Raw genomic sequence first — 25,987 nt, forward strand, 5'->3', positions numbered from 1 at the left:
TTACTGGATGTCGAGAGAAGCGGTACCCATATTGGACTGCTGCCCGTTGGCGTTCACCCGGTAGTCAAACCTCGCGGCACCGGTGTAGCCACTGGTGCCGGTCACGCCCACTGTACAAGTGCCGGAGTTACACAGACAAGGTGTGGTGACCGTCACGTTTTGCATATTGTAGAGCGAGCAGGACTGGGCCTGATCGGCGTTCTCGTCGTTATAAGTCAAGGTGATGGTGGCTTCCGTATCCATGCTCATGGCGGCTGGATAAAGCGGCTCGGTCACATGGAATCGATCCAAATAATAGATGGTGTTGGTTGTCGTTGGACCTGTGTCCGCGCCCACAATTTGATGGCCAATGGCCAGAGTGGTGGCACTGCCTGATAGGTTGCCACTTGCGACGTTATTGCCATTCACCAGAACGCGCCACTTGTTCATGTCGATATCCCAGTTGATTTCAACGGCATAGACCTGGTTCAACTCGAGAGTACCACTAGAAGGCCACTGGTACTCCGTGGGAGATCCATTGGCGTAGACCATAAAGCTCAAGCGCTTATTGGAACCCGTGTCCTTCAGTCGCGCTTCCCAGGCTGTCGCAGTTGCAGCTGAGTTCATGGCCTGTGCCAGGGTGATATTGTCGCCCAGTGTTCCAAAATCCGTGATCACCACTTGAAAGCTGTACCAGGATTGATTCATGGCGGTGACACCGGTATTGCGATACGCCCTGGTTCCCGAAGTGCCATCGAGATCGACTTTCAAACACTGAGAGCCCCAACCTGTGGGTGAGCCCACCGCACTTGAAGCGGCATCATCGTCAAAGACGTTACCGGTATCTGTGACGGCGGCGTTCCAAGTTTGATCTGTTCCGGCAGCTTCAAACTTTTCGTTGAAGGTAATGCTCGCAGGTACGACTGGAGGAGTACTGTGATTCAAGTAGGCCAGGGCAGGATAGTTATTGGCTTCCCGCTTCCACATAGTGACAAAGTCCCAAGTGGTATATGTTGTTTGATCCTTCATGTTGTTGGTGTTTTGACCTGTTCCTCCTGCGCTGGAGGCTTGACCACTGGTATTGGTATCCCAGAAAGAGTTATTAGTGGTGCCGGAGCCAAATCCAATCAGACCACCAAGGTTGGAGCTGCCTGTGACGTTACCCTTCGAGTAAGCCCGGTCGATGGTGCCCGATGCAAATTGACCGACCAGACCACCAGCCCCGTTGTTACCACTGACATTTCCTTTTGCGTAGCTGTCAGAAATGTTGGCAGCCAATTCACCCACCAGACCGCCAGTGTCTTGGGTGGCACCGGTGACTGTACCAGTTGCATAGGACTCACTGATGTTGCCTCCGGCGTAGCCGACCAAGCCTCCACCATTGTAAGGTCCAACCACTGCGGCGCCCGATCCCGAACGGGAGACTGTGGTCCCGCCCGACATGCTACCAATCAAACCGCCCACGCCGTCTCCAGCGGTGGACGAGTTGTTACCAGTGACCGTACCGCTGTTGACAAAACTGTTGGTGACCGAGCCACCGTTGAGACGACCGACGAGGCCGCCCACATAGTTGTTACCTGAGATGGTGATATTGTTGAGAACCACGTTCTTGATCGCCGCAGATCCCGTGGTCTCTCCAAAGAAGCCCACCAAATTGTTGGAGCTTGAGTAGCTAATATTGTTGATCGCCAGGTTGTTACCATCAAAAGTACCAGTGAATTCGTTCGACCCTGAAACTCCACCGAGAGGAGTGAAGGACTGGCCGCTGAAGTCCAGGGTGTCCATCAACTTAAAGCTGGAAGAACGGTAGCTGTTGATCTGAGCCAACTGGGTGATGGTACAGATGGTGTAGGGGTCTCCACCTGAGCCTGTTCCGCTAGCAAAAGGTGCATTGGCGAGTTTGCCCACGCAGAATCCACTGGTGGCACCAGTACCTGTAACGGGTCTCAGTGAAGACTGGGCTTGAACGCCGTCATTGTAGTCAATTTGGATGGTGTCGTTATACACACTGGCCGCTGTGGGCTGGAAGGACACCACGATGGTACAGTTTTGACCACCGTTGAGAGTGGCCCCGCAAGAACCACCACCGGGGTAACTTCCGCCTTTGAATGTAAAAGGTGCGGCCAGGCCCGTACCTGTCATCACAGTGGCCTGAAGTGAGCCGTTATTGGTAATGGTGAATGTCTTATCCGTCACTGAGTTCACCGTCTGGCTGCCAAAGTTGTAAGTCGTGGCATCAGAGATCACCAGAACGGCAGGGCTGGTGGCAATACCACGCACTTCGCGGCTCACCACTTGAGCACTCACCCCGTCAAAGTAGTTGATGGTGATGTAGTACCCGGAGTTGAAGTTTCCAGCGATCGTCGGTGCAAAGGTCACGTCGATCGTACAGTTGGCACTAGCTGCAAGACTGGTTGAGCAGGTTCCGCCGGTTCCAGGATAAGTGCCGCCTGTGAACTGGTAGGGAGCCGGTGTTCCGGACGGGAATACGGGGTTGGCTTCGACGCCGCCAGTATTAGAAATCGTTAGCAATACATTGGGTGTGTTACCCACTTGCACCGTTCCAAAGTCATAGTTGGGCGAGTTAGAGATGGCGAGTACCGCCGGGTTGGCTGCTGTACCTTGCACCGAAATATTGCGCGTCTGGGCCTGAACCCCGTCGTGGAAATCAATGACGATTGTGTCACTGGCCAATCCCAAAACGGTGGGAGCGTATTCGAGGACAATCGTACAGGCCGTGGCGTTGTTGAGAGTGGCTCCGCAGTTACCACCAGAACCTGGGTAGCTGCCGCCTTTAAAACTAAATGGAGCTGCCGCACCCACGCTACCCATAGATGTCGCCTGCAGAGATCCCACGTTGGTAATAGTAATGGTGTAGTCATTGGTTGAATTAACGGCTTTAGTGCCCCAATTTACACTGCTGGTGCTCAGCGAGAGATCCGCAGGACCTTGACCCACACCTGTCACGTTGAGGTTGGCTGAAGTTGAACCCACGCCGTTGTTGTAAGAAATATTAATGGTGTCATTGTGAGTTCCAATGGTCACTGGAGAATAATTGATCACAATGGTACAAGTGGCCGCTGGCGCCAGAGAACTTCCGCAGTTACCACCCGTACCAGGGTAGAAACCACCTTTAAACGTGTAGGGTGCGGCAAGTCCCGTTCCCAACATGGGAGTGGCCGTCACGCCACCGTCGTTGGAGATGGTAATGGTGTGATCAGTGGAAGATCCTGTCGCCATCGTGCCAAAGTTGTAGGGGTCACCTTCGGAGAAGTTCAGAGTTGCAGGCAATGCACCCGTACCCTGGACCCAGCCGGTGGCGGAAGTCGTGACCGCACCGTCATGGTAGTCGATGGTCACGTCGTCGTTGAGGAAGCCAACTGCGGTCGGTGAATAGGTGACAATGAGAGTACAAGTGCTACCGGCCGATAGAGTGGTGTTACAAGTACCACCAGTTCCCGGGTAACTTCCACCCTTGTACTGGAAGGGAGCCGCAAGACTTGTGCTACCCATAGCAGTCGTCGGTACACCACCCACGTTGTCCAGGGTGATAGTGCCATCGGTGTTGGAGCCATTAGCGCGGGTGCCAAAATCACGCGGGTCAGGAGTAAAGGTGATTTGACCTGCGGTGGCACCGATACCGGTCACGTCCCGGTTGCGGTTCTGCATCTGCGCGCCGTCATGGAAATCAATCACAATCGTATCGTTAAAGGAACCACCACTCGGCGGTGTAAAGTTGGCAATAAAGGTACACGAGGCCCCAGCACCCAAGGTCGCACCGCAAGTTCCACCGCCTGGGAATGTACCGCCACCAGCGAAGGCAAAGGCTCCAGCCAGGCCACTTCCAGCAATAGCTGTGGCTCCCACAGTACCAATATTGGTTAGCGTAAATGTATGAGGTGTGGTCGAGCTAATCGCCTGAGTTCCGTAGGAGTAAGTTCCACCATCAGAAATCGTCAGGAAGGCCAAGGCGGCACCACTACCGAGGAGGTCAATGCCCTCGCTCTGTAGGCCAGCGCCATCGTCATATTGCATACTCATGGTTGTGAATTTGGGCGTGGCCGAAGTGGGCTGGAAGCGAATGACCACGTCACATGTATTTGAAGGATTCAGTGTTGTTCCGCAAGTTCCGCCTGTTCCCGGGTAAGAGCCGCCCACATAGATGAAATCTCCACCAATTCCAAACAAGACCATGCTCGTAGCGGCCACACCGCCGTTATTGATGATGGAAAAGGTGCGGTCCACATAAGAACCCACAGCCACCGAGCCAAAGTCATACGTGGCTCCATCGGTCCAGGCGAGAACAGCAGCGTTGGCACCAGTACCACGAACTTCCCGCGAAGTGGACTGGGTGGAAGCACCATTGTCGTAACTGAGGACAATGTTGTCACTTAAAAATCCAGTCGCCGTCGGTGTATAGCGCACGACAATCGTACAATTGGCGCCATTGTTAATGGTTCCGGTACAAGTACCACCGGTTCCAGGGTAGTTACCACCAACAAAGTCAAAGGGCGCTGCTAGTGGTTGACCAGTGGATTCAATCACTGTCGTTGCTGGCACTCCGCCCGAGTTGGTCACCGTAAAAGTATAGTCAGTGTTCGACGTCAGAGCTTGAGTGCCATAGTCGTAGAAGGGACTGTTGGAAATACTCAAACTTGCAGGGTTGGCGCCCGTACCGGTCACCGCTCGGTAAGAGCTCACTGTTGAGGCACCATTGTTGTACTGGATATCAATGGTATCATTGTGGACACCCGTAGCGGTCGGTGCGTAGCGCACGACCATGGTACAGTTGCCACCGGTGGAAATGGTGGCGGTACATGTTCCGCCAGATCCAGGGAATGTGCCACCGGCATAGGTAAAGGGGGCGGCCAATCCCACTCCCGACACCAAAGTGGCATTAAAGCCACCTGTATTTGTCACAGTGAATGTGAAGTCAGTTTGTGACCCTGTTGCCCTTGTTCCGTAGTTGTAGGTTGCTCCATCACTGATCACAAGCAGAGCGTTAGAGACAGCAGACCCAGAGAGATCCAAAGTCGCACTTTGGGCCACGGCTCCATCCCAATAGTTGATTTGGGCCGTGTCGTTAAAGCTTCCCGCAGCCGTTGGGCTGTAGGTCACATAAATCGTACAAGAACCACCGATACCTAGTGTGGCACCGCAAGTTCCACCAGTTCCTGGATAACTGCCACCTTTGAAGGCAAAGGGGGCGGCAAGACCAACACCCGTAATGCTAGTGGCTGCCACTCCACCGGTATTGGAGACGGTAAAGAGTTTTTCTGTACTGGCTCCAGCAGGAAGAGTTCCAAAATTCCATGGATCATCCGAGACCGACAGGATGGCTCCGTTGTCGGCTGTACCTTGCACATCTCGGCTTGAAACCTGGCCGACCACACCATCGTTGTAGGAGATCTGGAAGGTGGTGGATTGGGCACCCACAACAGTGGGAGAGTAGGTGACAACGACAGAACAGCTGGAGGAAGCGGTCAGGCTGGTATTACATGTTCCGCCCGTACCAGGATATGTTCCGCCCTTCCAAGAGAAGGGAGCGGCAATGGCCACACCGGCCATGGAAGTAGCCGAAACCGAGCCGTCATTGGTCACGGTAAAGACATGATCCGTGTTTGAGCCCAGCGCCTGGAGGCCATAATCATAAGGATCGGTTTCTGAGATATTGAGCAAGGCCGCACTTCCACCGGTACCGGTAATCGGCCGGGCCGCAACTTGACCGTTGGCGCCGTCAAAATAGTTGATCTGCAAGGTGGTGTTGTAGACCTGACTAGCCGTCGGGTTAAAGGTCACAACCACGGTACAGCCAGTCCCAAAGGCCAAAGTGGCGCCGCAATTTCCACCAGTCCCAGGGTAGCTGCCGTCTTTAAAGGCATAGGGGAGGGCAAGGGCGACTTCCGCCATGGCGGTGGCGTCAGTTCCACCGGTATTGTTGATGGTGAAGGTCTTCTCCGTCGTTGCACCGATGGCCCAAGTGCCAAAGTTGTAAGTAGCGCCGTCGCTGATCTGCAGGTTGGCGGGATTAGTTGAGGTACCGGTGATGTCTCGATCCACAAACTGGTTGGCGGCACCATCATAATAGTCAAGTACGATATCGTCAGACTGAGTCCCTGTTGCCGTCGGTGCGTACTCGACCACCAATGTACAGTTGCCACCAGCCGCTAAAGTCACACCGCAAGTTCCACCAGTACCAGGATAGGTGGAGCCTTTGTAGCGGAAGGGAGCGAGGATCGCCTGAGGCACAATGGTGGTCGCGTCCACGCCGCCATTGTTGTTAACGGTAAATACTTTTTCAGTCACCGAGCCGATGGCGTGGGAAAGGAAGTCATAGGTCGCACCATCGGAAATGGCCAACTGAGCAGCATTGGCACCGGTACCAGATACATCCCGCGTGGCCATTTGGTTGTTGACCGAGTCAAAGTAGTTGATTTCTATAGTGTCGGACAAGGCACCCAAACTAATCGGTGAATAGACGACCACAATCTGACAAGTGGCCCCTGCATTAATGGTGACACCACAGTTACCGCCAGTTCCCGGATAAGATCCGCCTTTGAAGCTCCATGGGGTGGCAAGTCCAGTGCCGGTGATGCCTGTCGCTGGAACACCACCGGTGTTGTCGATATTGAAGGTCTTTTCTGTGGTCGAGCCTAGGGCTTTGGTGCCGAAATCATAAGTGGCCCCGTCAGAAATAATCAAGTTGGCTAAGGGTGCACCGGTACCTTGTACATTGTTGGTAACCGTCTGTGGCCCGGCCCCATCGTTGTAGTCCACTTCAATGGTGTCAGATCGGAGTCCATTGGCAGTCGGAGCGAAACTGACAACAATGGTACATGATGAACCGTTTGACAAAACAGATCCGCAAGTTCCCCCAGTTCCCGGGAAGGAACCATCCTTCATCAGGAAGGGTAGGGACAATCCGGATTCAGCAATTCCAGTGGCAGGGACGCCACCGATGTTGTTGATAGTAAACGTGTGATCGGTGACTGAGCCCACACCTTGAGTGAGGTAGTCATACAGAGGTGTGTCAGTGATGGTGAGCAGTGCTGGATTAGCACTGTTACCAGTCACATTACGGGCCGAACTCTGAGGAACGGCACCGTCGTTGTAATCAACAATAAAGGTGTCGGCAAAGGGACCAGTTAACGTGGTTGGGCTAAAGGTCACGATGACAGTACAGGTGAGAGCCTTATCCAATTCCACACCGCAAGTTCCGCCAGTACCGGGATAAGAACCACCTTTAAAGCTGTAGGGGGCTGCCAAGCCAGATCCGGCCATGGAGACAGCCTTCACCGAGCCGGTATTTTCGAGAGTAAAGGTGTGGTCCGTATTGGATCCCACAGCCTGAACGCCAAAGTCGTAAATCGGTGCTTCGGTGATGGTAATGAAGGCCGCACCAGCACCTGTTCCTTGAACGGCACGAAGGGCAACCTGGACACCGCCGCCGTCGTTGTAATTGATTTCAATAGTGTCACTGCGAATACCCAAAGCAGTCGGCAAGAATTCGACTACTACTGTACAGCTGGCTGCGGCATTAAGGGTGGCCGCGCAGGTCCCGCCAGAACCAGGATAAGCTCCGCCCTTGAATCTAAAGGGAGCCAACAGGCCTGTTCCGCCCATGGCGGTGGCGGAAATTCCACCGGTATTGTTAACGGTGAAGGTGTGTTCCGTCGTCGAGCCCAAAGCCTGCTCGCCGAAATCATAAATGGGACCTGAGTCGATGGTCAGGAAAGCCGGATTTACACCGTTACCGGTGAGGTCACGACTCGAAACCTGGCCACTGATCCCGTTGTTATAGTTGATATCGATGGTGTCAGTTTGAACACCGGTAGCAACTGGAGCAAATGTCACCACAATGGTACAGTTGGCGGCCGCCGCAAGGCTGCCGGTACAAGTTCCACCAGTACCTGGGTAAGTGCCGTCCTTAAAGCTATAGGGGGCGGCCAATCCCATGCCATTCATGGCGGTCGCGATGACTCCGCCTGAGTTGTCCAAAGTAAAAGTATAATCTGTCGAAGAGCCAACAGATCGCTGTCCGTAGTCGTAGGGGTCAGCCTCTGAAATATTGATTACAGCAGGGTCTGCACCGGCACCTTGTATGTCGCGGTTAGAGGCCTGGGCACCAATGCCATCGTTGTAGTTGATGGTCAGAGTATCAGTGTGGATTCCATTAGCCGTCGGAGCATAGGTCACCACAATGGAGCAAGTCCCAGCCGTGTTGAGGCTGGCGCTACAATCACCACCAGTACCTGGGTAAGTTCCACCCTTGTAGCTAAAGGGGGCGGTGAGGGCGGCGCCCGACATGCCGGTGGCTGCGGTTCCTCCCGAATTGGTAACGGTAAAGGTGTGATCTGAACTTGAGCCCGTGGCTTTAGTACCAAAGTCATAAGTGGCGGCATCAGAGATATCTAGATAAGCGGCAATCACGCCGGTACCGGTCACATCCCGGTTAGCCGCCTGAGTGGCAGCACCATCATTGTAGTCCACGACGATGGTGTCATTATGGACACCAGTGGCGGTGGGTGAGTAGGTGACCACAATCGTACAGTTGCTAGCTGCGGCCAGGGTGACACCGCACGTTCCACCGCTTCCAGGGTAACCTCCACCTTTAAACGCGTAGGGGGCAGCCAGTCCAGATCCAGCCATGGCCGTCGCCTGGTATCCGCCCGTGTTGTCGACAGTGAAAGTGAAATCAGTTGAAGAACCTGTCGCTCGACTTCCGTAGTTGTAGGTCGGAGAATTTGAGAGAGTAAGAAGAGCCGGCGCCACACCATTACCGGTGAGGTCAATATTTGCCGTTTTCCCTGAAGCGCCATCGTTATAGGTCAGATCAATGGTGTCAGAATGAGCGCCTGAGGAGACGGGAGAGTATTGGACAACCACCGTACAAGATCCGGCGGCAACAAGTGAAGCAGCACAACTTCCGCCAGTTCCCGGATAGCTGCCACCTTTAAATGTAAATGGAGCAGCAAGACCAGCACCGGCCATGGTCGTCGCTGTGACGGCACCCGTGTTATTCACGGTCAGAGTGTATTCTGAAGTCGAGCCGAGGGCGCGGTTAGAGAAATCATAGGTGGGTGCATCGGCAAAAACCAAGAGGGCCGCACTGTTACCAGTACCCTGAATCGCGCCAGTTCCCTGGGCTGGAGCTGCACCATCATTGTAGTCAATCAGAATAGTGTCATTTGAGGTGACAGCTGCCGTTGGGCTAAAGGAGACAACGACTGTACAGTTGGCGCCATTGGCCAACGTGGTGCTACAGGTTCCACCCAAGCCAGGGTAACCGCCACCTTTGAACTCAAACGGCGCCGCTAGACCAGATCCGGTGATGGAAGTTGCGGTCACGCCGCCAGTGTTACTCATAGTGAAGGTGAAATCAGTGGTGGAACCTAGCGCCTTGGTGCCGTAATCATAAGGGATATCTGAGAGTTCAAGTGAGGCAGGTGCAGTACCGGTACCTTGTAGGTCACGAGTGGAATTGACCCCGGTCGCGCCATTGTTGTAGTCGATTTGAACAGTGTCGTTAAAGGTTCCAGTCACCGTAGGTGCAAAGGTCACGATAATCGTACAATTGGAGCCGTTAGCCAAAGTCACACCGCAAGTTCCGCCTGTCCCTGGGTACCCCCCACCCTTAAATGTATAAGGAGCAGCTAATCCGGTTCCAGCCATTCCCGTGGCGGGAACACCACCAATATTGTCGACGGTGAGAGTTTGGTCGCTGGTCGAGCCAACGGCTTTGCTGCCAAAGTCAAAAGTTGGACCATTGGAAATTGACAAGAGTGCCGCATTAGCGCCGGTACCGGTGACGTCGCGAGTGGAAGCCACCACGCCACTGCCATCATTGTAATCAACTTGAATGGTGTCATTGTGTACGGCGGCCGTTGTCGGAGAATAGGTCACTACAATGGTACAGTTGGCGCCGGCTGCCAAAGTTCCCGTACATGAGCCACCAGATCCGGGGAAGGAGCCACCTTTGTAGTCAAATGGCGCAGCCAATCCGCTGCCACTCAGGCCGGTGGCTGTGACGCCCCCGGTGTTGTCGACAGTAAAGGTGTTATCCGTGGCCGAACCCAAAGCTCTGGTTCCGTAGTCAAAACTGGGGCCGTGGGAGATGGCCAAGAAGGCAAGAGTGGCGCCTGTACCTTGAACTGTAATGGAGCTGTTGGTGGCAGCCGCGCCATCATTGTAATCAACTTGCAATGTATCACTGTGGGGACCGGTGGCCGTCGGGGAGTAAGTGACGACAAGAGTACAGTTGCCGCTGGCCGCCAGTGAAGCACCACAGTTACCACCCGTGCCCGGATAGGTTCCACCTTTGTATGCAAATGGAGCTGTGAGGGCAACTGGGGCCATGGAGGAAGCAGCGACGCCACCACCATTGGTCACGGTGAATGTCTTGTCTACATTTGCGCCCACGGCTTGAGTGCCATAGTTGTAGGTAGGACCATCGGAAATAGTCAACAGTGCGGCGTCGGCACCTGTACCCTGAATATCTCTCGTTGCCGACTGCGGAGAAAGTCCATCGTTGTAATCAAGCTGAATGCTATCACTGTGCAAGCCTGCGGCCGTGGGTGAGTAGGTGACCACAACAGTACAGTTGCCTCCAGAGCCCAGGGAAGCGCCACATGTTCCGCCGGTTCCAGGATAGCCTCCGCCTTTGTAGGTGAATGGAGCGGCCAGACCAGTTCCGGTGATTGCCGTGGCTGTTAGAGCACCGGTGTTATTGACTGTAAACGAGAAATCACCACTAGCGCCCACCGCCAGAGTTCCAAAGTCGTAAAGCGGATTATTAGAAATCACAAGCAGGGCAGCATTGGCTCCCGAACCTTGGACGTCGCGAGTGGCCGATTGGGCGCTGACGCCATCATTGTAATCAATCTGGACTGCATCGCTGTGAGCACCCGATGCTGTGGGCGAGTAGGTGACCACGATCGTACAGTTAGCTCCATTGGCAAGTGTTGCGGCACAAGTTCCACCACCGCCAGGATAGCTTCCACCTTTGAATGTAAACGGAGCTGCCAAACCAGTTCCCGCCATGGAGGTTGCGGGAGAACCACCCGTGTTGTTGATAGTCAAAGTCTGATCTGTGTTTGAACCCAGGGGCTTGGTGCCAAAATCATAGAAGGGAGCATTGGAAATCGCCAGGATCGCCGCCGTCCCAGCTGTACCATCCAAAGCGCGGGTGGCGTTTTGTACTGCAGCTCCATCGTTGTAATCGATCTGTACGGTATCGTTAAAGACACCGGCGATGGTCGGATTAAAAGTAACCACAATCGTACAATTGGCACCGGCATTAAGACTAGCTGTACAAGTGCCACCTGTTCCAGGGTAGGTGCCATCCTTAAAACTAAACGGCGCGGCCAAGCCAGTTCCGCTCATCAGCGTGGCCGGGACTCCGCCAGTATTATCCAAGGTTAAGGTTTGATCGGTTGTAGACCCAACGGTGACAGTGCCAAAGTCAAAGTTTGGCGCATTGGAAATGGCGATGACAGCGGGATTGGCACCAATACCTTGAACATCCCGGTTTGACACTGCGGCGCCAGCACCATCTTGATAGTTCAAGGTCATTGTATCCGAGTGAATACCTGTTGCCGTTGGAGAGTAAGTGACAACCACTGTACAGGAACCGGCTGCCGCCAAGCTGCCAGCGCAAGTTCCACCAGTTCCGGGATAGCTTCCACCTTTGAAGGTAAAAGGTGCGGTAAGCACACCGGGAGCAATGGCAGTTGCTGTCGCACCACCAGTATTATCGATGGTAAACGTATGATCCGTATTGGAGCCCAGAGCTTTGGTGCCAAAGTCATAAGTGGGGCCATGGGAGATATCCAAGCTCGCGGCCACAACCCCAGTTCCCTGTACATCACGGGTCTCGGATTGAGCACTCACACCATCGTTGTAGTCAATTTGAATGGTGTCGCTGTGTACGGCAACTGTGGACGGCGAGTAGGTCACCACGACCGTACAGTTGCTTCCTGCCGATAGAGTGGTTCCGCAACTACCGCCCGTGCCAGGGTAAGTTCCGCCCTTGAAACTAAAGGGGGCGGCCAATCCTAGACCTGCAATTGAGCTGGCCTGATAGCCTCCGGTGTTATCCAAAGTTAAGGTGGCGTCAGTAGAGGAGCCAGTGGCCTTAGTGCCATAGTTGTAAAGCGGAGAGTTGGAAAGAACCAGTGTCGCAGGACCAACTCCTGTACCTGCCACATCCCGGGTGGCGGCAACCAGTGAGGCGCCATTGTTGTAGTCGATGTTAATTGTATCGCTATGAGCACCTGTTGCTGTCGGAGCATAGGTGATGACAATGCTACATGTTCCACCAGCAGTGAGTGAGGCTCCGCAGGTTCCGCCTGATCCCGGGTAGCTTCCTCCCTTGAATGTAAACGGAGCAGCCAGGCCGTTTCCAGCCATGGTCGTTGCCGTGACAGCACCGGTGTTATCAACAGTAAGAGTGGCATCAGTGGTTGAGCCAACCGGCTTATTGGAAAAATCATAGGTCGGATTATTGGAAATCACTAACAGGGCTGAAGAAGCGCCTGTACCTGTTAAATCACGAGAGGCTGTTTGCGGAGCTGCACCATCATTGTAGGTGATGTCCATGGTGTCCGAGGCTGGACCTGCAGCGGTGGGGCTAAATGTGACCACCACAGTACAGTTGGCACCATTGGCCAAAGTCAGACCACAAGAACCACCGGTACCTGGGTAACTTCCATCCTTAAATTCAAAAGGTGCCGCCAGACCCACACCATCAATGGACGAGGCCGTCACACCGCCGGTGTTGTTGACAGTGAAAATGCGGTCAGTGGATGAACCGAGGGCTTTACTTCCGTAGTTGTATGTTGGTCCATCGGAGATGGCCAAGACAGCGGGTGAAGTTCCGTTACCTTGAACAGTGATGGAGCTGTTAACTCCTGAAACTCCGTTATTGTAATTCAATTGCAGTGTATCGGAGTGGGCTCCGGTCGCTGTGGGTGAGTAGGTCAGTACGAGAGTACAATTGGTTGAGGCCGCCAAACTCGCGCCGCAGGATCCGCCTGTTCCAGGATAAGATCCGCCTTTGAACGCAAAAGGGGCGCCGATGGCGGCATTGGCAATTGATGTTGCGGTCACGCCACCTATGTTGTTGACAGTAAAGGTATAATCGGTGGCCGAACCAACAGCCCGGGCTCCATAGTTGTAAACCGGTCCATCTGAGATGCTGAGGAGGGCGCTGGGTGCGCCGGTTCCCACCATATCGCGAGTGGCATTGATGGTCGAATCACCATCAAAGTAGTCCAAAACCAAAGTATCATTACTGACAACAGCCGCCGAAGGGGAGTAAGTCACCACAATAGTACACGAGCCGGCAGCAGCGAGGGTGGCCGCACAAGTTCCACCTGTTCCTGGGTAGCTACCACCTTTAAAATTGAAAGGCGCAGCCAGACCAGATCCTGCCATCGCTGTGGCGATCACACCACCGGTGTTATCCACAGTGAATGTATGTTCAGCCGTGGAGCTAATAGCGCGGGTACCAAAGTCAAATGTGGGGCCGTTGGAAATGGCTAAGAAGGCCAGGTTTGCACCCGTACCCTGAATGTCACGGGTCGTGTTGGTAGTCGTGGCTCCGTTGTTATAATCAAGCTGGATAGTATCACTCAGCAGACCAGTGGCCGTCGGCGCATAGCTCACGACAATTGTACAAGAACCAGCAGCGGCCAAAGAGGCACCGCAAGTTCCACCCGTACCTGGATAACTTCCGCCTTTAAAGCTAAAGGGTGCGCCAAGGCCAGAGCCCATCATGCTGGTGGCGTCAACGCCGCCGGTGTTGTCGACAGTGAAGGTGTGATCTGATGTGGAGCCAATACCTTTTGTGCCGTAATCATAGGTGGCGCCGTCCGAAATCAACAGAGAGGCTGCGGCCACGCCTGTTCCTTGCAGGTCGCGGGTGCTAACCTGTGGGCTTAGGCCATCGTTGTAATCCAATTGCATGGTGTCCGAATGGGCACCCAGTGCCGTCGGCGAATAGGTGATGACAATGGAACAGTTGGCAGCTGCGGCCAGAGAAGCCGAGCAGGTACCACCAGTTCCCGGATAGCTTCCGCCCTTAAAGACAAAGGGAGCCGCAAGACCTGAGCCGGTGATTCCGGTGGCAGTCAAAGATCCGGTGTTGTTGACCACTAGACTGTGTTCACTGACTGAGCCAAGGGCTTTATTGCCGAAATCATAAAGAGGACCATCGGAGATTGCTAGGAAGGCGGCGTTTGCACCCGTACCTTGCACATCCCGAGTGGCGGTCTGCGGAGCAACGCCATCGTTGTAATCCAGTTGCACAGTGTCCGTCTGCAGGCCTGTGGCCGTGGGGGTGTAGGTGACGACGATGGAACAGCTTGAAGACTGATTTATCGTAGCGCCACATGTACCACCAGTTCCTGGGTAGCTGCCGTCTTTAAATGTAAAGGGTGCGGCCAGACCGCTACCAGCCACACTGGTTGCGTTGGCGCCACCAGTGTTGTTCACACTCAGTGTAAAGTCGGTCACCGACCCAAGAGGTTTGGTACCAAAGTCATAGAATGGAGCATTTGAGATACTCAAGATCGCAGGAGTACCAGCTGTACCAGACACATCACGAGTGGCCGATTGGGCAGCAGCGCCGTCGTTGTAAGCCAACTGAATGGTGTCGCCAAACACACCAGTGATAGTGGGATTAAATGTCACCACCATGGTACAGCTGCCACCAGCTGCCAGGCTGGCAGAACAGTCTCCGCCGGTACCCGGGTAGCTGCCACCTTTAAAAGTATAGGGCGCTGCCAGTCCAGATCCCGCCATCACTGTTGAAGGAACGCCACCACTGTTATCGACAGTAAAAGTAAAGTCAGCCGTGCCACCGACAGTGAGAGTTCCGAAATTGTAAGTGGGTCCGTCAGAAATAGCGAGAACCGCAGGATCAGCCCCAGTACCCTGAACGTCCCGTGCTCCAACCGCAGCTCCCACCCCGTCGTTGTAATTGAGGTTGAGAGTGGTGGTGTGAATGCCATTGGTGGTGGGTGAGAAAGTTACCACAATCGTACAAGAGCCGGCGACCGCCAGACTACTACTACAAGTTCCACCCGTTCCTGGATAACTTCCACCTTTGTAGGTGTAGGGTGCAGCGAGAGCCCCACCGGCCATACTGGTGGCCGAAGCGCCGCCTGTGTTGTTAATGGTGAAGGTGTGATCTGTATTCGAGCCACGGGCCTTAGTGCCGAAATCAAATGTCGGTCCGTCAGAAACAGTCAAGAAGGCTGCGATCACGCCTGTACCTTGAATATCCCTTGTGGCCGACTGGGCTGCCGCTCCATCAAAATAGTCAATTTGCATGGTGTCTGTCTGAAGGCCGGTAACAGTTGGGGCAAAGACAGCAATCACTGTACAGTTAGCCCCACTGGCGAGAGAGACTCCACAAGTTCCGCCAGTACCAGGATAAGTGCCACCCTTGTAAGTGAAAGGCGCGGCCAATCCTGTTCCACTCATGGCTGAAGCTGAGCTACCGCCACCATTGTTAATGGTGAATGTGAATTCCTTGCTTGAGCCGGTCGCCACATCACCGAAATCATAAAGGGGCGAGTTGGAAACCACCAGCAAGGCAGCTCCCACTCCCGTACCGGTCACATCACGAGTGGCGGTCTTGGGACTGGCTCCATCGTTGTAGTCGATGACCAAAGTGTCATTGTGAACACCAGTCGCCAGGGGTGAATAAGTCAGAACCACGCTACAGCTGCCACCAGCTGAAAGGCTGGCCGTACATGTTCCACCGGTTCCCGGGAAGCTGCCACCTTTAAAGGTAAAGGGCGCTGCCAGCCCAGATCCGGCAATGGCGGTTGCGGTGACTGATCCCGTATTGTTAATGGTCAGCGTGGCATCTGTCGCTGAGCCCACTGTCTGCGAATTAAAATTGTAAGTCGGGCCGTCAGAGATGGCCAAAACGGCCGCGCTGTTGCCTGTACCTTGGATATCGCGACTCGATGTTTGTGCAGCCGCGCCATCATTGTAGTCAATGTCAAATGTGTCCGAGGCCAGGCCTGGTGCTGTGGGTGTGAATGAAACCACCACAGTACAGTTGGCACCGTTGGCGATTGTGGCTCCGCAGGTGCCGCCAAGTCCGGGATAGCTTCCGCCCTTGAACTCAAAGGGAGCGGCCAATCCGCTTCCGGCAACTGAAGTGGCCGGAACTCCGCCACTGTTGCTGAGGGTGAAGGCCTTGTCCAAGGTTGACCCTAGGGCCCGTGGTCCAAAGTCATAGGTGGGTCCGTCAGAAATAGCAATTAAGGCTGGAGAAGTGGCCGTACCCTGAATATCTCTTAATGAGTTCTGAGCGCTAGCCCCATTGTTGTAATCCAGCTGAATAGTGTCTGTATGAACACCTGTTGCTGTGGGTGAATAGTTGACCACCAGGGTACAGCTTCCGCCTCCCGCCAGGCTGGCTCCGCAAGTTCCTCCAGTTCCGGGATAGCTGCCACCTTTAAATGTAAAGGGCGCGGCCAATCCAGTGCCGGAGATTCCAGCGGCTGTCACTCCACCGGTGTTGTTCACGGTAAATGTGTAGTCATTGGAAGAACCAACTGCAAAGGTCCCAAAGTCATAGGTGGGTCCATCTGAGATGGCCAAGACGGCTGCCGCAGCTCCTGTTCCTTGTACATCACCGGTCACGGACTGAGCGGCCACGCCATCGTTGTAATCCAAAATAATTGTATCGGCGTGGGCGCCACTGGCCGTGGGAGAGTAGGTGACCACAATGTTACAGGTGCCGGCAGGAGCCAAGGTGGTAGTACAGTTACCACCGGTACCGGGATAACTTCCGCCTTTAAAGGCAAACGGAGGAATCAAACCGCTACCAGCCATTCCAGTGGTGGTCACCCCACCTGTGTTGTTGACGACAAAAGTGTGATCAGTCGCAGAGCCTGTGGCCTGAGTGCCATAGTCAAAGGTGGGCCCATCAGACAGAGTGAGGAATCCCAGTGAAGCCCCTGTTCCTTGAACAGGCCGTGTAGATGACTGGCTGTTAACGCCGTTATTGTAATCCAGTTGAACCGTATCAGTGTGTAGGCCACTTGAAGCCGGTGAGTAGGTCACTACCATGGTACAAGAGGACCCGGCAGCTAAAGTGGCACCGCAGTTACCGCCTGTACCCGGGTAGGTTCCGCCCTTGAAACTGAAGGGGGCCGTCAAGGCCACATTGTTCACAGCTGTGGCCGTGATGCCACCCAGGTTGTCGACAGTGAAGCTGTGGTCAACAGCTGCACCAATGGCCCTCGTTCCATAATCATAGGTGGGTCCATCAGAAATCGACAACAATGCCGGTGCAGCTCCCGTTCCTTGTACATCGCGAGTGCTGGTCTGTGGAGCCAGGCCATCATTATAGTCCAACTGAATGGTGTCATTGTGAAGGCCCGAAACCGTTGGAGCATAGGTCACCACAATCGTACAGTTGGATCCGGCAGCTAGTGAGGAAGCACAGCTTCCGCCCGTACCAGGATAGCTGCCGCCTTTAAAAGTAAAGGGAGCAACCAGTCCAGAACCGGCGATGGTGGTGGCAGCAATAGAACCCGTGTTGTCGACGGTAAAGGTATAGTCTGTAGTAGAGCCATTGGCCTTGGTGCCATAGTCGTAGAAAGGTCCATCCGAGACAGCCAGGAAGGCGGCCGATGCACCAGTTCCCTGCACATCGCGGGTGGCGTTCACTACACTGGAGCCGTCGTTGTAATCAATTTGAATGGTGTCGGCGTGAAGACCTGGAGCTGTGGGCGAGTAGGTCACCACAATGCTACATGAAACCCCATTGTTAAGGGTAGCTCCGCAACTTCCACCTGTACCAGGATAGCTTCCGCCTTTGTAGCTAAAGGGAGCAGCCAGTCCAGTTCCAGCCAAAGCTGTAGCTGGGACACCACCAGTATTATTGAGATTAAAGGTGTGATCCGTGTTCGATCCCAATGGCTGTGTGCCGTAATCATAGAGAACGGCATCCGAAATAGTGATCACCGCGAGAGTGGCACTACTTCCCTGGATATCCCTTGTGGTATTTTGTGCGCCAATGCCGTCATTGTAGTTAAGCGAAATGGTATCACTATGCACGCCGGTGGCTGTCGGTGAGTAGGTGACGACGATGGTACAGTTGCCAAGTCCTGGAATAATCGCGGTACAGGTTCCCCCTGTACCGGGGAAAACTCCGCCTTTGTAACTAAAAGGAGCGGTCAAAGTGCCGGCCGAAACTGAGGACGCGGATACACCGCCAGAGTTCGTCACAGTAAAGGTTTTGTCCGCAGACAAGCCAACAGCTAAATTACCATAGTTGTAAGTGGGACCGTCAGAGATGGCGAGACTGGCCGGTGTGGCGCCAGTTCCTTGGATGTCCCTGGTGCTGGAAGTGACAATCAAACTATTGTTGTAGTTGATCTGAATGGTGTCGGAATGAACACCGGCTCCCGCTGGGGCGTAAGTGACCACAATGGTACAGTTAGCGGCGGCATTTAAGCTAGCGCTACAGTTACCACCCGTACCAGGGTAGGTTCCGCCTTTGTAACTAAAAGGTGCTGTCAGGGCAGAGCTATTCATTGCCGTGGCCGTGGCACCACCTGTATTTGAGATCGTAAAGGTGTGATCAGCTGAAGCGCCGACCGCAATCGTTCCGTAGTCATAAGTGGGGCCGTCAGTGATGGTCAAAAAGCCAGCTAAAACTCCAGTTCCCTGTAGATCGCGCTGGGAGTTTTGTGCGGAAACCCCATCGTTGTAGTCCACTTGAACAGTGTCTGCATGGAGACCAGTCACAGTGGGAGTGTACGCCACTTGGATCTGACAGTTGGCACCTGCGGCCAGAGTGGCTCCGCAATTTCCTCCCGAACCAGGATAGGTGCCGCCGTTAAAGCTAAAGGGTGCGGCAAGTCCAGAACCGGCCATGCCTGTCGCAGGAACGCCGCCTGCGTTGGTGACGGTCAAAAGCTGAGTCGCAGTACCGCCAATGGCGTTGTTGCCAAAATCAACAAGGGGGCCACCAGAGATATTGAGCAGTGCAGGGTCGGCGCCCGTACCGGTGAGATCACGAGTGGAATTCTTGCTGACCACTCCATCAAAGTAGTCAATTTGCACCGTATCGGCATGACCACCAGTTGAAACCGGCGAATAGGTCACCACAATCGTACAGTTAGAGAGGGCGTTGAGGAAGGCAGCACAAGTTCCACCTGTACCGGGATAGCTGCCACCTTTAAATGTGAAAGGTGCTGCCAGGCCGGTTCCTGACATGGCCGTGGCTGCCACATCACCAGTGTTATCCACGGTGAAGGTGTAGTCTGTTGAAGAGCCGGTGGCTTTGGCACCAAAATCGTACGTAGGTCCATCAGAAATCGCCAAGAGGGCCGAGCTGCTGGCCATACCTTGCATATCGCGAGACACAACTTGAGGGCTCACACCATCCGTGTAGTTGATGTCCATGGTGTCGACCTGGAGGCCGGGGGCTACAGGTGAGAAGTTCACAACAACCGTACAAGCACTTCCGTTGTTGATCACCGAAGTACAAGTTCCACCCACGCCCGGATAAGCTCCACCGGCGAAGGTAAAGGGGATTGCAAGACCGGCTCCACTTACGCTCGTGGCCGGAACACCACCGATGTTGGTGACGGTAAATGCGAATTGGGTGTTGGAACCAATGGCTTTGGATCCAAAATCATAGAGAGGTCCGTCAGAAATAGTGAGCAGAGCAGGGGAGGAGGCCGTTCCTTGCACAGGCCGTGTGGCATTGGTGTTGGCCGTACCATCGTGATAATCCATTTGGATTGTATCAAGGAACAGACCAGTCGCCGTAGGTGCAAAAGTTACGACAATGTTACAGCTGGTCGAAGGTGCGACGGAAGGTCCGCAGTTACCGCCTGTTCCCGGATAAGTACCACCTTTAAAGCTAAAGGGAGCAGCCAATCCTAGTCCGCTCACGCCGGTCGCAGAAACGCCGCCGGTGTTGTTTACTGAAAATGTGAAATCAATTGAGGCGCCGACGGCGATCACGCCAAAGTCGTAAGTAGGTCCATTGGAAATCGACAACACCGCTGGATCGGCCGCAGTTCCGGTTACCGCACGGGTGGAGTTGGCCGGATTGACGCCATCATTATAATCCAAGCGGATCGTTCCGTTGTGGACACCAGCAATGCTTGGGGCATATGTGACAACGATCGTACAGTTGGCACCATTTGCCAGACTGGCTCCGCAAGTTCCTCCAGTTCCAGGATAGCCGCCGCCTTTGAAACCAAATGGGGCGCCAATAGCTGCCGGAGTAATACCCGTAGTGGTCATGCCCCCAGTGTTGTTGACGGTAAAGGTATGATCGGTGCTGGAACCAGTGGCCTGGGTACCATAATCAAATGTGGGCCCATCGGAAATCACGAGGAAGCCCAAGGTGGCGCCTTCACCGGCAAGGGGTCGGGCGACAGACTGAGGAGTTACGCCATCGTTGTAATCGAGTTGCATGGTATCGGCGTAGGTGTTGACTGAAACAGGTGCAAAGGTCACGACGATGGTACAATTGGTTCCATTGTTGATGGTTCCGCCGCAAGTTCCACCTGTGCCGGGGAACAGACCTCCCTTGTAGGAGAAGGGTGCGGTGAGGCTTGATGGAATGACTGCCGTTGCCGGAACTCCACCGATATTGTCGACAGTGAATGTGTGATCGACGGTTGAGCCAACAGAGCGAATACCGAAATCATAAGTGGGACCATCGGAGATGGTCAGGTTGGCCGGGTCAGCTCCGGTACCTTGTAATGGTCGTGAGGAGACTTGGGCGGAAACCCCATTGTCGTAGTTGACTCTCAAGTTGTCGCTGTGAGGCCCGTTGGCCGTCGGTGAATAAGTCACAACAATGGTACATGAGGCGCCGTTGGCAAGAGCGGCACCGCAAGTTCCGCCCGTTCCAGGATAAGCTCCACCACCTTTGTAGGCAAAAGGGGCTACGAGGGCCACACCGGCCATAGAGGAGGCGGCCACATCCCCGGTATTGTTAACCGTAAACGTCTTTTCGGTGACAGATGAAAGTGCTTTGGGTCCAAAATCATAAGTAGGGCCATCAGAAATCACTAGAAGGGCCGCACTTAGACCCGTACCTTGAACATCCCGACTCACGCTTTGTGCACCACTGCCATCGTCATAGTCAACCTGAATGGTATCCGTGTGAAGGCCATTAGTTGTGGGCAGGAATTTCACCACAATTGTACAGTTGGCTGCACTTGCCAGAGTGGCTCCGCAAGTTCCTCCAGTTCCCGGGTAGCTACCACCATCAAAGCTGAAGGGCGGAATAAGGCCAGTGCCCGACATGGACGTGGCTGCCACACCACCACTGTTAGTAATGGTGAAAGAATAGGTCGCCGATGCGCCCAAGGCGAGTCCGCCGAAGTCGTAAAGAGGACCATCAGAAATAGCTAACAGAGCTGTCGTAGCTCCCGTACCGGTGACGTCAACAGAGGCACTGTTGGCGGCGATTCCATCGTTGAAGTCAAGTTGGAGGGTGTCGTTGTGAACACCAGTGGTTGTCGGTGCATAGTTGACAACAATGGTACAGCTCGTGCCACCGGTGAGAGAGGCCGCGCAGTTTCCACCTGTTCCAGGGTAGGACCCACCTTTAAATGTGAATGGAGCAGCTAAGCCTGAGCCAGCCAAGGCGGTGGCAGTCACGCCTCCTGTATTGTTCACAACGAAGGTGTGATCAGCGGAAGAGGAGGTAGCCAGAGTTCCATAGTTATAGAGAGGACTGTCGGAAATGGTAATATTGGCTGCTGAAGCTCCAGTCCCTTGCACATCGCGATTAGCTGCAGCGGCAATAAGTCCATTGTTGTAATCGAGAACAATGGTGTCGTTGTGGACGCCTGAAGCCGTCGGTGCATAGGTGACAATGATCGTACATGTACCGGCAGCTGCCAGTGAGGCACTACATGTTCCACCGGTGCCAGGGTAGGATCCACCCTTAAATGCAAATGGGGCTACCAGTCCTGAGCCGGCAATGGTCGTTGCCGTTAATCCGCCAGTATTGGTGACAGTAAAGGAGTGTTCAGACGTAGCCGTCAGAGCAACAGTGCCAAAGTCGAAGGTGGCGCCGTCGGAGATTGATAGGAAGGCAGCAACAGCACCTGTTCCCTGCACGTCGCGAGTGGTGTTGGTGGCACTGACGCCGTCATCGTAATCAATTTGAATGGTGTCCGAATGAGGGCCTGCCACAGTGGGAACGTAAGTCACAACAATGGTACAATTGGCCGCTGCAGCAAGAGTGGCGCCGCATGATCCCCCAGTTCCTGGATAGCTTCCACCTTTAAATGTGAATGGAGCAGCCAAGCCTGTGCCAGACATGGCGGATGCGGGGATGCCACCGGTGTTGTCGACGGTAAATGTGTGATCAACGGTGGCGCCAAGAGCCTGGGTGCCATAGTCATAAAAGGGTGCCTCGGAAATACTCAGACTGGCAGCTGTGGTTCCTGTACCTTGAACGTCACGAGTTGCATTGATCGTCGAAGTTCCATCATTATAGTCCACCTGAATAGTGTCGGAGTGGGCACCGGTGGCTGTCGGCGAGTAAGTGACCACAATGGTACAAGTCCCTGCCGCTGCAAGAGTCAGTCCGCAGTTTCCGCCAGTTCCAGGATATGTTCCGCCCTTAAAAGCAAAGGGAGATGCCAGGCCAGTTCCCGCCATGGCCGTGGCGGTGATGGAGCCTGAGTTGTTAAGAGTAAAGCTGTGATCGGTATCTGAGCCAACAGCTTGGCTGCCATAATTGTAGGTGGGTCCATCAGAAATAGTCACCAAGGCGGCCGCGGCACCAGTACCTTGAAGGTCGCGGCTGACGGTTTGTGGAGCCAGACCATCGTTGTAAGAGACTTGAATGGTATCGGTGTGAATTCCAGTCGTAGTAGGTGCGTAGGTGACAACCAGAACGCAACTGGCAGAAGCGGCGAGGGTGGCGCTACAGGTACCGCCTGTTCCCGGATAGCTGCCACCTTTAAAACTAAAAGGAGCTGTGAGGCCAAGGTCCAACAGGGCGGTGGCGGGCAGGCCACCAGTGTTGTTCATAGTAAAGATATGATCATTGGTGGAACCAATGGCCTGGGTGCCGTAATCATAAGTGGGGCCATCAGAGAGTGACAGCAGTGCAACTGTGGCCCCTGTTCCTGTCACATCACGAGTCGCAATCTGAGGACCAGTTCCATCGTTATAGTTGATTTCAACGGTATCGCTGTGAACTCCAGTCGCAGTCGGCGTGTAGGCGACAACAATATTACAGCTGGCTCCAGAAGCCAGAGTGGCTCCGCAATTTCCACCGGTCCCTGGGTAGCTTCCACCCTTATAGCTAAAGGGTGCTGCCAGTCCCGCTCCACTCATCCCTGTCGCCGTCAAACCGCCGGCGTTATTGACATTAAAAGTCTTGTCCGTCTGAGTGCTGACTGCTTTGGTCCCAAAGTCATAGGTGGGGCCATCAGAAATAACTAAGTTCGCCGCGTCGGCACCTTGACCAATAATATTGCGAACCGAAGATTGGGGACCTGATCCATCATTATAATCTAACTGAATGGACGAGGCATGGACCCCTGTGGTGGTGGGAGCGAAAACAACCACGATACTACAGCTTCCTGCTGCCACCAGTGTGGCTCCGCAAGAACCGCCCGTTCCGGGGTAGGTACCGCCTTTGAATGAGTAAGGGGCCGACAGGGCAACGGCGGAGACACCTGTTGCTGAGATGCCACCGGTGTTGTCCACGGTGAAGGTGTGTTCGGCTGTGGCGCCCAGGCCCAATGTTCCGAAGTCATACTGTGGATTGTCGCTGATCGCCAGGACCGCGTTGTTGGTTCCTGACCCTTGGATATCGCGAGTCGCCGATTGGGCGACGGCCCCATCATTATAATCAATTTGGATGGTGTCGGTGTGAGCACCCGTGGTGGTCGGAGAGTAGGTGACCACAATGGAACACGAGGCAGCGGCAGCCAGAGAGGCTCCGCAATTTCCACCCGTACCTGGGTAGCTGCCGCCTTTATAAGTAAAAGGTGCTGCCAAGCCGGTTCCGGCCAAAGCCGTTGCCGTCACAGCACCCGTGTTATCAACCGTAAATGTGAAATCAGTTGAAGAGCCCAGCGCCTGAGTGCCGTAGTCGTATAGTGGGGCATTGGAGATCAACAACTGGGCCGCGGAAATCCCGGTTCCCGTCACGTCGCGAAGGGCAGCTTTAGGATTCACGCTGTCGTTGTAATCCAACTGAATAGTGTCAAAGAAGGCTCCACCGGCGGTGGGAGCAAAGCTCACGACAATGGTACAAGCTTGTGCAGGAGTGAAGCTGGCTCCACATGTACCACCCGTTCCAGGGTAGCTGCCACCCTTAAAACTAAAGGGGGCAAGGAGTCCTGTTCCCGAAACTGAGGAGGCGGGACCCGTACCAGTATTGGTGACTGTAAAAGTAAAGTCTGTCACTGAGCCAATGGGCTTGGAAGAGAAGTCGTATATCGGGCCAGCAGATATGTCCAAATACCCGAGATTAGCGCCTGTACCTTGAACATTTCGTGTCGCCTGTTGGCTTGAAGCTCCATCGCTGTAATCGAGGCGAACAACACCACTGTGAAGACCAGTGGTCGTCGGCGAATAGCTAATAACGATGGTACAAGTAGAGGCTGCATTGAGAGTGGCGGTACAGGTTCCACCCGTTCCGGGGAAGACACTTCCTTTGTAGCTATAGGGAGCCAACGTAATCCCTGCCGCCAATGAAGTGGCCGGACTAGCTCCATTGTTGGTGACGGTGAAGGTATGGTCAGTGGTCGAGCTGACCGCCTGCACACCGTAATCATAGACCGGACTATCAGAAAGTTCGAGAAGAGCTGGAGTGGCGCCCACACCTTGTAGGTCACGTTCCGAGCGATCTGTTCCAACACCATTGGCATAAGACAAGTCGATCTTATCGAGTTTCAGACCTGATGTCAGCGGAGCAAAAGTCACCACCACGTTACAAACAGCAGCCGGAGCGAGGGTCGCGGCACAATCGCCGCCAGTGCCTGGATAGCTGCCACCCTTAAATTGGAAGGAGCCAACCATGCCTGTGGCTGTAATGGTGGTAACCGGCAGAGTCCCGATGTTGGTAACGGTGAACGTGTGATCAGCTGTGCTGCCGACGACCACGTTGCCAAAGTTGTAGGAAGGATCTTCTGAGATTTCCAGTTTCCCGAGATTAGCGCCTGTACCCTGGATGGATCGCACAGCAAGGCGATCAATGTCCCCATCTTTGTAGTTGACCTCTAAGGTGCCAGAGTTAAAGCCAATAGCTGTCGGAGCAAATTCAACAACCAGTGTACAACTGTTTCCGCCATCGACCGTGGTTCCACAAGTTCCACCGGTACCAGGGTAAGTCCCGCCCTTAAACTGGAAGGGAAGATCTTTAACCTGGCCAAAGACGTTGGTGGCCTGGGTCGTCCCGGTGTTGTCGAGAACAAAAGTGTACGAACGTGAACCGCCGACGGCTTCAGTTTCAAAGTTGTAAGTGGGACCATCGGAAATCACTAACAGCTGCTCGGGATAGGTCGCCAGTGCGCAGCTGATTTTGATCTTGCTGCCTGCGATCTCAGCAAAAATATTAAAGCTCTTGTTGAGAGCATTGGGAGCCAGGACGTTGGTGGCGACAGATCCGGTACTATCGGATGTTGCACTTTCGGTGAGAATGGTGACACCTGAAGTTCCATCGGTGGAAAACTTGATGTCGATTCCAGGGACGGGATCGCCCAGTGGGTCGACGGATTTGACCACCACTGGATAGGTGAACTTCTGTCCGGGCTCAGCAAACTGGTTACAGCCGGTATTGGCCACCAGTGAGATACCAAAGCTACCTTTGTCGGAAATTTCCTTGTTACCGGGACCTTCAGAACAAGATGTGATGGTGATAGCCGCAACAGACAAGACGAGGGCCTTGGTCCACAAGCTGTGAACAAGCGAGAACCGCTTAAGGCTGTAAATAAAACTCAATAAATCCACCAACGCTCCGCGAGTTTTATTGTCGTCT

At 54.2% G+C, this 25,987-nt stretch carries 1 protein-coding gene; it reads right to left on the reverse strand.

Translation table 11 applies throughout. The annotated features are described in order from the left end of the window. On the reverse strand, positions 1-25,959 hold the full coding sequence (locus tag H6624_00805; GenBank protein ID MCB9082848.1) for a choice-of-anchor D domain-containing protein: 25,959 nt from the start codon (positions 25,957-25,959) through the stop codon (positions 1-3). Positions 25,960-25,987 lie beyond the last annotated feature (28 nt).

This window comes from Pseudobdellovibrionaceae bacterium (genome assembly GCA_020635075.1).
Classification (GTDB): Bacteria; Bdellovibrionota; Bdellovibrionia; order Bdellovibrionales; family UBA1609; genus JADZEO01.